Below are 10400 nucleotides of genomic sequence, written 5' to 3' on the forward strand. Positions count from 1 at the left end.
AATCTTCTGTAGAGCACAACCTGCTCGCTCATATGTACGCTACTTCCACTCCAATTTCTCTTGCAACATCTCCTTGTCTTTTATCGCTTGTAATCAGCTTGGCTTTTAAATTTCTAGCCTGTGCCAGAAACAGGCCATCATAGATGGAAATGTCATAATCCATAGCAATTTTCAAAGCTTCTTGCAGATATTTCTCCCCCGGCTCCAGCATTATGACTTCCTCCCTTATGAGCTTTACCATCTGCTTGTAAAGTCCTATAGCTTGTTCTCTCGTTATTAGCTTGTACTTTTTCATGTATTTCCCTATCACATTTGTTGTTTCAATGGTTAACATATCTACGGCATGTGGTTCCAAGTCTGGATCTAAGTAGGGGATTACTTTTCCCAGCCTTTTTCTTTTAATAAAAACTTTGAAAAAGCTGAAGAGTCAATGATTATCACGATCCTTTCCCACTAACTTTTGTGCTGTTCCTCTTGGTGCCTCGGGCAAGGCTTGGATGTAAGCTATTTTATATTCTTTAATCTTCCTTTTTATGAATTCTCTAATTTCCTCACTCCAGTTAACTTCACCCTTCAACTTCTCCATTTCGTGCTTAATTTCTGGCGGAACACGAATACTAATACCATCTCCCACGTAATTCACCTGCAGGTATATTTGTAATACAATTTTTATATACCCAATTCCAACATTTAAGGCCACCGAGTTCTGAAGGAACAGATAAATCATTAATAATTCGGCGAGTGAATATAATGTGCTTATCTTGGAGTGTTCGGAGAGATCGTACCTAGGCCTACAATGCTTAAATATGATGCACGTATTCAATGTATTGGTGAGGTTATGGTTAAGACAATCACAGTTTCTGATGATGTTTACAATGAACTCTTACGAATAAAGGGCAAGAAATCATTTAGTGAACTTCTTAGGGAACTCTTAAGGGAGAAAAAAGGAAATTCAGTGGCTCTTAAACACATTTACGGTATCTTAAATGGGGAAGAATATCGGGAAACCAGGAAAAGGCTAAAAGAGCTAGAAAAAGAGTTTGAGAAATGGAAGCAGTTCTTGACACAAGTGTGATAATCGAAATAGCTCGTGGGAACAGAGAAATTCTTGAAAAAGCCTTGGGCCTTGACAACACCTTATAAGTTTTCAAAAAAGACGGACTCATCTGGTTAAATTTGATGGAAGATCTGTGGGAATGGCGACTTACCTTTACAAAAACTCAAAGACTTTCTTCATTGGGGCCACAGCTATGGCAAACGATCTTCCTATAAAGACTTTCTAACTCTAAAAGAGTTTGGGCTTGATGTGAAGCTCCTTTAATTTCTCCTATGGGTTAATCATCCAATACCTTTTCTTTTTTAGGCCTTTCTTTTTGAGCTCTTCAAACTTTTTCTTTGCTATTTTGTAAAACCCGCTATCATAGAGAACTTTTCCCTCGGTTATGGCATCCAGGGCTGAGGGAGAAAGATTCTCTAAAGCTTTTAGAAATTCTTCTCTAGTGTATGCAATGATATCCACAGGTAAAAGCTCCTCGTTTAACATGTAAAGCTCCCGAGTTCTCTCCAGGGGATTTCCCTTTATATTGTCGGATATTACCACAAGATCGAAATCACTTGCCAAGTTGTAGTCTCCCCTAGCATAAGATCCAAAGAGGATTACGGTGGCATCCCCTTCTAAATATGCCACTATCCTATCGACGAACCTTTTAAGTTTTTCCAAGCTCATTTTTTAAGGCCTCGACAAACTTAATTATCGCCTCAGCATATGAAATTAACTCCTTGGCTACTTCCTCGGAATAGTACTCAAATGGCGCTCCCTCTGGATATGCATCTGGATATCTTGGTGCTATATAGTTCCTATCGAGCTCCATTGCGTAGTATAGGAGCTTTTTTGGAACGTTGAATCCCATTCCTTTTAGTTCTCGCAGTAGCCTTGTTATGGAGTGACCTACTGGGGCAAGGCCTAATCCTCGTAGAACTGCCTTAACAGCTAATTCTGCCGCCTGTTGGGACTTAAAACTGGCCCATTCATAATATCCTTCCTTTAAGTCCGAATAAGCGGATTCTAAAGTTCTCTTGGCCTCTTTAATCCACCGCTCATATTCGCTATCTTTGAACATAACCCTTACCGGTAGGCAAATTTAACTAAAAATAATTAAACATTTTGTTTATATTCCTCATCGCTTGTGTATATATTTTGTGTGGTTCTCGGATTAAGTACAAATGCCGACATAATCCTTAAGTAATGGTACCGTTACCTGTAACGGGGGCGTTACCTTTTTCTTTTGAGAGCTTCGCCTTTTAGGATGAGGATGGTGTAATTCTGAATTAGCCCTTAAAAGCAATACTCTTTTAAATCATAATGGCAATACTATACTCTAAAATGAAGCGTTCAGTGACTATAAAACTCCAGCCGAGTAAAGAACAAGAGAAAATTCTCTTCGAGTTAGCTGACGTTGGGGCTAAAGTCTGGAATCGAGTGAACTACTTGCGGAGACAGGAATTCTTTGAGGGCAAACTAGTGGACTTCAACAGGACAGAGAAGATTGTTTACGAAGAATTCAAGCAAGAAACAGGTTCTGCAACTGTTCAACAGATAGCCAGGAAGAATGCTGAGGCTTGGAGGAGTTTCTTCACTAATTGCCCAAGTGGTTCAAGCCAAAACCACCAAACTACTTGAAGGATGGCGGGAAGAGAAAACCACTAATCATCCTAAGAAACGACCAATACAAGATTGATGGGAATACGCTCATTCTCAAAGGTCTTGGCAGGTTTAAACGCTTGGAAATTCAATTCAAGGGGAGAATACACTTGAAAGGCAAACAAGGAAGATTGGAAATAACTTATGATGAAGTTAAGCGAAAATGGTACGCCCACATTTCATTTACTGTAGAAGAAAAATTAACCAGAAAAGGTTGGGTTAAAATCCCAAGACAACCCTTGGGGAACCTTTCAGCAGGAATAGACTTGGGTGTAAACAATTTAATGGCCGTTTACGTCGAGAACGGGGAAAGCTTCCTCGTGAATGGGAGGCCGTTAAAGAGCATTGGATTTTACTTTCAGAAGAAAGTAGCTGACTATCAGTCTAAACTCAACAAGTCGGGGACTAAAACGAGCAGAAAACTCAGAAGACTGTACGAGAGGGCTAAGCTTCAAGCAAGGCACTATATTAACACTGCAGTAAGGCAAACTGTCAAGAGGCTTTACCATCTTGGAGTTTCAAGAATTATCGTGGGCTATCCTAAAGGCATTATCAGGAATTCTAACAAGGGTAAAAAGCAGAATTTCTTGCTTTCTCATATTTGGCAGTTCAATTACGTTATTAAACGTTTGATTGAAGTTGCTGAGGAGTATAGTATTCTCGTCGAGGTTGTTGAGGAGGCTTTCACGTCTAAGCTTTGCCCCGTTTGCGGGAGGCCCCATGAAGGGGCTCGCTTTACTCGAGGATTATTTAAGTGTCCCGCAACGGGGCTCATCTTCAACGCGGACTTAGTTGGTGCCTTTAACATCTTGAAGAAGGTTATTAGAACGATAACCCAGAACTTGGGTGGTCTTTACGCCCAAGGGAGGGGTAATGGGCCTGAGACCGGGCCCTCGGGCCGAACCGAAACCGGTGACGGGAGTAGGTGGATGAGAGCCCGCAAACCTCTCCCCGCCCGTTGAAAGCCTCGCCCTTCAAGGCGGGGAGGAGGTCAGGAGGAGATAACCGTTAAGCCATTTTCAAGGGAACTATTCAAGGAATTCTTAAGGAGGGGATTCGAAGAGGTAGGAATGGAAGTCGAAGAGGAGTTAATAGAGAGGGCCGTAGAACTTTTGGATGGAATTCCAGGTTGGCTCGTGGAGTTCGGCTATACTTTCCCCCTCAAGGATATCCTTGACGGCCCTCGGGAATCCACCGCTTTTTAAATATAAAATAAAGAGGTCATAGAGCTCCTCTCTCCACGGGCGTAGCTTTGAGCATTCCTTAACTTTGGTGATTCTTTTAATCCTGGGAAGTTTGGAGTAAATGTCTGGCCTCGCAACTTTCACGAATTCCCCGAAGCTCAGAGGGTTCATAACGATGTCTTTTCCTTTACCTCTTCTCCCAGGGAAGGTCTCAACTTCACCTTTGAGGTACATACTTAAGGAGCCTGTTAGAATTCTTGAATTTCCCCATGTCGATGTAGAGCTTTATTGCCCTGAATCACTCCTTTGGAAACGTTATCTCATCCAGTAAGAAGTATGAACTTTCAATCCCCTCATTCTTCCTGAACTCCATGTATTCGTCCAAAACTTTCATGAGCTCCTTGTAGTCGCTTAAATAATCACATCTAACATAAAATATCGCCTTGGGGTTAATACCTTCATCCAGGAGCCTCTTTATGATTAGCTTCAATAGCGTTGTTTTTCCAACTTGTCTCGGGCCGAATATGAAGTTCAAGGAGAATGGCTCAAGCGAAACCCTCTCGATTATATTTGGAATCCACTTAACTTTGCTCTCCTTCCATTTTCTATAGTCCTCATCCTCCTCTATGAACACTATCCTTCCACCATGGATTAAACTGTTCAATCATGTTGGTATTTGCATTACCAACAATTTAAAAATATTTTGGTAATGTCACTACCAAGATAGTAGCTTTAGGATGCATATGAATGAGACAAGAACCCAGGGAGAGGAAGGAGGAAAAATCATTGAAAGGTTAAAAGCTCAATTTTTGGGAGGATTGTGCTGTTTGACTCCTATGCTAGGGAGGTTAGCTAGGCACATGGAAGCATCACACCATTAAATCATCTCGCTCTTGAAATCCTTTAGATCCCATAGGAAGAAGCCCTCACCTTTGATGCTCTCCTTGTTCTCGATCTTCTTCGCTATCAATCCATAACATCTCTTCCACTTTTCCATTCCGATTAACTCACCTTTGTGCTCAAGGTCTTTTAAAATTCTCCTCGCTTCTTTCTCGCTGAGCTCCTTCCACTTAACCTCAACAAGCAGGGCCTTTCTCTCCTCACCCTTAAGGGCAACGATGTCGATTTCCTCCCCTTTGTGCCACCACCTTCCGACCTTGCTGGGCTTAATAACTCTCGTTAAGAACTCCCTTGAGACCTTTTCAAATGTCCTTCCGAGGTAAGCGTTAAAATTCTTCCGGAAATCCTCGATTGCGGGCTCGGGGTTAAGGGACTCTATCTCCTCATAGTGAGGGCTCACGAAACGGTGGTAAAATCTGAAGTACTCATCCTCAATCACGTAAACCCATCTCTTACCCTTTCTTTCGGTTATTGGGACTTCTCGCTTTATGATTCCAAGATTCGAGAGGACTCTAAGGTAAGAGGGCAAATCCTTTGGCTCTATTCCGGTGTACTGGGCGATTTCGTTGAGTCTTGTTTTCCAAGGGTTATTGCCTCGATTATCTGCATGTACCTGCTCGGATTCCTTAGCTCTTCCAGAAGGAGGAGCCTTGCTTCGTTGAATAGGAATGCACTCGGGTCGAAGAAGTTGGCTATTATCTCTTCATCGCTTCCAGTTCTGAAGAACTCCATGTACTTGGGAATTCCCCACGTGACGTCATAGATCCTTAGAAGCCTTTCAAAGTCCTTTCCAAACCATTCGACCATGTCGAAGAAGCGGAAAGGTTGAACCTTTAGAATCCCACCTGCCCTCCCGTAGAGGGGACTCTTGTAGCTGGGCACCTCGCGTTCCATCATTCCAACGCTTGAGCCACAGAGGATGAGTGTAACATCAGAATTATCAAGCATCACATCCACTATTTCCTGGAATTCAGATACTATCCCTTTATCGGCCTCTATTAAGTATGGAAATTCGTCAAGTATGACGATTAATTTTCCCTGTTCTCTTAGAAACTTGAATGCATCCCTGGAGCTTTCGAATCTTACAGGTGCATTTATAAAGGAGCTTATTTCCTGGGAGAACCCCTCTACGTCCTTTTCATACCTTTTATTCTCCAAAAATTTCCTTAAGAGGGCTGTTTTGCCAACTCTTCTCCTCCCATGCACGACAAAAAGCCTTGCTTTCTCTAGAACTTCAAGCTCCCTTTTCCTGTTCACAAATTTTCGGATCATGATTATAATAAACACGATTCGAATATTTAACAAATATGAAAAGGGAGAAGGCTATGCTATTAAAACACTCTCCCAACCCTTAAATACACGAATCCTAGCTTTTCAGCCTTCCTGGGATCTAGAATATTCCTTCCATCAACGATTACTCTGTTTCTTACCTGCTTTGCTATCTCTTCCAGGTTTAAGTCCTTGAACTCCTTGTGGTCGGTAACTATGACTATGGCATCTACATCCTTGAAGTCCTCTTTCCACTCCGCTCCAAAACGTTTCGCATCTTCCTCATTGCATAGGGGATCGTATGTAAAGACTCTGGCTCCCCATTCCTTGAGCTCCTTTATAACATCTATTGCAGGGCTCTTCGTAAACTCTCTTACACCTCCTCTAAAGGTTAGTCCTAGGACGAGCACGTTGCTACCTTTCAATGGTTTCCCAACTTCATTCAGCCCTCTTATTGTTAATTCAACAATGTGGTGGGGCATAGAATCGTTTATCTCTCTGGCGGTCTTTATCAGTCTGGGATTCGTCTTTTTAGCCAAGCTTATCACGAACCAGGGATAGACTGGGATACAATGCCCCCCAACCCCGGCTCCTGGCATGTGTAGATGGCAATAAGGCTGAGTGTTGGCTGCGTTGAATATTTCTAAGGCGTCTAACCCATGTTCTTCGCACCACAATGCAAGTTCATTAGCCAATGCTATGTTGACGTCCCTGTATACTCCTTCGAACACCTTCACCGCTTCTGCGGCCTTTATAGAGCTCATTGGAATGACTCCCTTTCTGTTTATCGTCTCGTATAATCCGATAACTGCCTCTAACGTTCTCTCATCGCTCGCTCCAACTATCTTAGGATACTGGCCTGTAATGTCCCTAATCGCGGTTCCGGTCATTGTCCTCTCTGGAGCGTGGGCTAATCCGAACTCACCAAGCTTTAGACCAGACTTCTCAAGTATCGGAATAAGGCTCTCCGTGGTTCCTGGGGGCATAGTTGCTTCAGTTATTACTATATCGCCTTTTTCCAAGCCCTTTGCAATCTTATTGGCAACATCGTAGACGGGTTCAAGCTTCAGGTTTCCCCTATCATCGGCCAACGTTGGAACCAATATTATCATGACGTCGGCACTCTTTGCGGCCCAAACACCGTCAGTCGTGGCCCTTAATCTTCCCTCTTCAACGTTCCTCCTAACAAGCTCATCCAACCCAGGTTCCTCTTTAACGTGGTTTTCACCCTTGTTTACCATCTCAACAACTCTCTCGTTTATGTCGACGCCGATGACGTTAGCTCCATGGTCGGCGAAGACTGCAGCTAGGGGAAGCCCCATCTTACCTAGTCCATAAACCGCTATCGTCACCTTCCCATCCCTTAAGGCCTGTTTAACCTCTTCCCTACTTAATCCCAGGAGCTTCAATTATTCCACCTCCAAGACCTCATCTCTTTTTGAGCTCTCCAAAGCCTTCAGGGCAACCTTAAGAACGTGCAATCCATCTTCACCAGATATCAAGGGTTCCTTGTTTTCCTTGATGCACTCTATGAAGTGCTCGATCTCGTTCTTTAAGGGTTCCCTTCTCTCGATCTTCGCTATTTTCTCCCATTCATCGTTGTATATTACGAGCTTCTGCTGGATGTAGTCTAGGTACGCTATCCCCTCCGTTCCAACGGCCGTCAACGTTCTCGTCTTATGTGGAGTTAACCAGTTCGTCTCTATTATCCCACTCTTTCCGTTTGAAAAACCGAGCATTATGAGCGCGTGATCTTCCACTCCAGCAGGATGCTTCACGTTTCCAGCCCTGGCGTATACCTTCCTAACCCTATCATTGAAGAGGTAGCTTATTACATCTATATCGTGAACCCCCAAATCTATTATTATCCCAACATCCCTGATCCTAATTGCCATTGGGCCCACTCTCTTAGCACTAATGGAGACAACTTCTCCTAGGAGGCCCTTCTCTATGCTCTCCTTGAGCTTGATGACGGCTGGATTGAACCTCTCTATGTGGCCAACCATTAGAATAACTTTATTCTCTTTTGCTACCCTAATCATTTCCCTAGCGCTCTCGATGCTCTCAGCTATCGGCTTCTCTACCAGGACGTTTATTCCCCTCTCCATGAATTCTATGGCCACCTGCTTGTGGAGGGACGTTGGAACCGCTATACTAACGGCATCTAGATCCTCCTTTGCGAGCTCCTTGTAGTCAGCGTACGGGATTGTGTTGAACTTCTTTGCAACCTCTCTAGCCCTTTCAAAGTTCACATCAGCAACTCCCACGAGCTCTACTTTCCCCTCTCTGGCCAATTCAGAGTAGACCCTTGCGTGATGAAACCCCATGTTTCCAACGCCTACAACGCCCACCCTGAGCATTAGGATCACCCAAGCTCTTCAAGCGTCCTAATTATGTAATTTATGTCCTCCTTACTGACAGCTGGATGCACTGGCAAGCTTAGAACTCTCTTGCTGGCCTCTATCGCATTGGGACAGCAATCCTTGGAGTAGCCGAGCCTTTGGTAGAGGGGCTGGTGGTGAACTGGCATGGGATAGTGCACGGCAGTTCCTATTCCTTTTTCCATTAACTTTTCCCTGAGCTCATCTCTCGTTAATGGAAAATCGTCTTCAACCCTTATAACATACTGGTGAAAGACGTGCTTAACCCTCTTATCAACGTAAGGCGGCGTCAACCCCTTAATCCTCTTTATTCCCTTTGTTAATAGTTCCGCGTTTTCAATTCTAATCTCGTTCCATTTGTCAAGCTTTCTGAGCTGGACTCTTCCGAGCGCTGCGGCGATATTGGTCATTCTAAGGTTGTAGCCGAGCTCCTCATGAAGGTATTTCTCTGTCTGCCCATGGTTCCTTATGAGCCTAGCTCTACGAGCGAGTTCATCGTCGTTAGTTAGAACCATTCCACCCTCTCCGGTTGTCATGTTCTTCGTTGGATAAAAGCTGAAGGCGGCTATGTCTCCGAAGGTTCCAACCTTCTGACCTTCAAACTCAGCTCCGTGAGCTTGTGCGCAGTCCTCGATGAGATATAGTTTGTAGTCCTCAGCTATTTCCTTAAAGGCCTTCATGTCTGCAGGTTGTCCGTAGAGGTGAACAACGATTATAGCTTTTGTCTTCTCGTTTATCTTTTCGAGAACCTCGTCCGGATCGAGGTTGTACGTCTTGGGATCTATATCTGCAAAAACCGGTTTGGCTCCCTGGAAAAGAATAGCATTTGCTGAAGCTATGAACGTGAAGGGAGTTGTTATAATTTCATCTCCTGGCTTTATCTTCAGTGCTTTTAAAGCTATATCCAAAGCTGCCGTTCCATTCACCACCGCAATTCCGTGTTTTACTCCTATGTAGCTGGCAAATTCCCTTTCGAAGGCTTCTACTTCCTTTCCATGGGCGAGCATCCCGCTCTTTAGGACTTCAATTACGGCATTAATCTCCTCTTCTCCGATTAAGGGCTTTGCAATTGGAATCATTTAGGACACCTATAGGTCTTTTTCTCTTAGATACCTTTGATAATCCTCTTTTTTAATCTTGACTTCCCTTCCACAGTGAGAACACTTAAAGATGACGTGCTCTTCATCTTCTCCAACTATCTTTTCCAGCTTCCTCCCGCAATAGCAAACGAAGCCCTTCAATCTTGCTGGGTTTCCATATACTAGTCCAAATGGGGGCACATCTTTGGTGACGACGGCTCCAGCTCCGACCATCGCGTACTCCCCTATCGTCACTCCACAAACGATGGTTGCGTTTGCCCCTATGCTTGCCCCCTTCTTAACCAAAGTTGGAACTACTTCCCAATCCTCGTTAAAGGATCTTGGATACAGGTCGTTTGTGAAGGTCATATGCGGTCCTAGGAAAACGTCATCCTCTATCTTTACTCCACGGTATACGCTAACCCCATTTTGTATCTTCACGTTGTCTCCAATTTCGACGCTAACGTCAATGTAAACGTCCTTCCCGATGTTGCAGTTCTTTCCGATCTTTGCTCCTTTCCTAATATGGGCGAAGTGCCAAATCCTCGTTCCTTCTCCTATTTCGGCTCCCTCCTCTACGACCGCGGTTGGATGAACAAAGTACTTTTTAGATCCATTACTCATAGTCAAGCACCGGAAAAATAATGTCAGATATTTAATAAAAAAATTATGGATACTTTTTAGAATCTAACTTCAATAGTTAGCATGTAATATGTTTTTAACATATTCTAAGAAACGTGAGTCAAGTGTGAGTTCGATGACCTTTTTATAGCTATCTATATTGAGGGGGATACTGTCAGGATAACTGGGGTATCACCTCCTGAAGCCATTCAGTCACATCACCAGGCGGTCCACCAAACCGAGAATGAATTCTAACAAAATTATA

The 10400-nt window shown here is 43.6% G+C and carries 11 protein-coding genes and 3 pseudogenes; 2 read left to right on the forward strand and 12 right to left on the reverse strand.

Translation table 11 applies throughout. The features are described 5' to 3' along the window. Positions 1 to 28 precede the first annotated feature (28 nt). Both PWP39_RS08750 and vapB read right to left on the reverse strand, forming a co-directional pair. On the reverse strand, positions 29 to 295 hold the full coding sequence (locus PWP39_RS08750) for a type II toxin-antitoxin system VapC family toxin (protein WP_014835228.1): 267 nt from the start codon (positions 293 to 295) through the stop codon (positions 29 to 31). 132 nt (positions 296 to 427) lie between these two features. Beyond that, entirely contained in the window at positions 428 to 634 is a 207-nt protein-coding gene (vapB, locus tag PWP39_RS08755; RefSeq protein WP_288073476.1) for a type II toxin-antitoxin system VapB family antitoxin, read from the reverse strand. 204 nt (positions 635 to 838) lie between these two features. On the opposite strand from vapB, the gene PWP39_RS08760 reads away from it, so the two are divergent. Next, complete coding sequence (locus PWP39_RS08760; RefSeq protein WP_014835226.1) at positions 839 to 1075, forward strand: antitoxin VapB family protein; 237 nt, start codon at positions 839 to 841, stop codon at positions 1073 to 1075. A 252-nt stretch (positions 1076 to 1327) separates the two neighbouring features. Here PWP39_RS08760 and PWP39_RS08765 read toward each other — a convergent pair whose 3' ends face one another. Together PWP39_RS08765 and PWP39_RS08770 are read right to left on the reverse strand one after the other, a co-directional pair. Continuing rightward, complete coding sequence (locus PWP39_RS08765) at positions 1328 to 1726, reverse strand: nucleotidyltransferase domain-containing protein (protein ID WP_011011900.1); 399 nt, start codon at positions 1724 to 1726, stop codon at positions 1328 to 1330. Next, positions 1707 to 2120: a HEPN domain-containing protein gene (locus tag PWP39_RS08770; RefSeq protein ID WP_288073477.1), complete on the reverse strand. Its 414-nt coding sequence runs from the start codon at positions 2118 to 2120 to the stop codon at positions 1707 to 1709. Before PWP39_RS08770 ends, PWP39_RS08765 begins: the two co-directional genes overlap by 20 nt. Positions 2121 to 2383: 263 nt before the next feature. Between PWP39_RS08770 and PWP39_RS08775 the strand changes: the two are divergent. Next, positions 2384 to 3713: pseudogene (locus PWP39_RS08775) on the forward strand (RNA-guided endonuclease InsQ/TnpB family protein). A 76-nt stretch (positions 3714 to 3789) separates the two neighbouring features. Here PWP39_RS08775 and PWP39_RS08785 read toward each other — a convergent pair. The 8 genes and pseudogenes from PWP39_RS08785 to PWP39_RS08820 all read right to left on the reverse strand — a co-directional run. Next, positions 3790 to 4119 carry an ATP-binding protein gene (locus PWP39_RS08785; RefSeq protein ID WP_011011889.1) on the reverse strand — a complete coding sequence of 110 codons (330 nt, stop codon included), beginning with the start codon at positions 4117 to 4119 and terminating at the stop codon, positions 3790 to 3792. Positions 4120 to 4183: 64 nt separating this feature from the next. Continuing rightward, a complete protein-coding gene (locus tag PWP39_RS08790; RefSeq protein WP_011011890.1) occupies positions 4184 to 4549 on the reverse strand; it encodes an AAA family ATPase in 366 nt (121 codons plus the stop codon). A 213-nt stretch (positions 4550 to 4762) separates the two neighbouring features. Continuing rightward, positions 4763 to 6057, reverse strand: a pseudogene (locus tag PWP39_RS08795) (ATP-binding protein). A gap of 59 nt (positions 6058 to 6116) precedes the next feature. Next, positions 6117 to 7463: a nucleotide sugar dehydrogenase gene (locus tag PWP39_RS08800; protein ID WP_014835224.1), complete on the reverse strand. Its 1347-nt coding sequence runs from the start codon at positions 7461 to 7463 to the stop codon at positions 6117 to 6119. After that, entirely contained in the window at positions 7464 to 8414 is a 951-nt protein-coding gene (locus PWP39_RS08805; protein WP_288073478.1) for a UDP-N-acetylglucosamine 3-dehydrogenase, read from the reverse strand. It abuts the gene before it with no gap. 5 nt (positions 8415 to 8419) lie between these two features. Continuing rightward, positions 8420 to 9514 (reverse strand): DegT/DnrJ/EryC1/StrS family aminotransferase, encoded by a 1095-nt coding sequence (locus PWP39_RS08810; RefSeq protein WP_011011895.1) that lies wholly within the window; start codon positions 9512 to 9514, stop codon positions 8420 to 8422. Positions 9515 to 9523: 9 nt separating this feature from the next. Beyond that, positions 9524 to 10138: an acyltransferase gene (locus PWP39_RS08815; RefSeq protein WP_011011896.1), complete on the reverse strand. Its 615-nt coding sequence runs from the start codon at positions 10136 to 10138 to the stop codon at positions 9524 to 9526. Between the two features lie 172 nt (positions 10139 to 10310). Continuing rightward, a pseudogene (locus PWP39_RS08820) lies at positions 10311 to 10400 on the reverse strand (IS6 family transposase); the annotation flags it as partial.

This window comes from Pyrococcus sp., assembly GCF_030153625.1.
Taxonomy (GTDB): Archaea; Methanobacteriota_B; Thermococci; order Thermococcales; family Thermococcaceae; genus Pyrococcus; species Pyrococcus furiosus.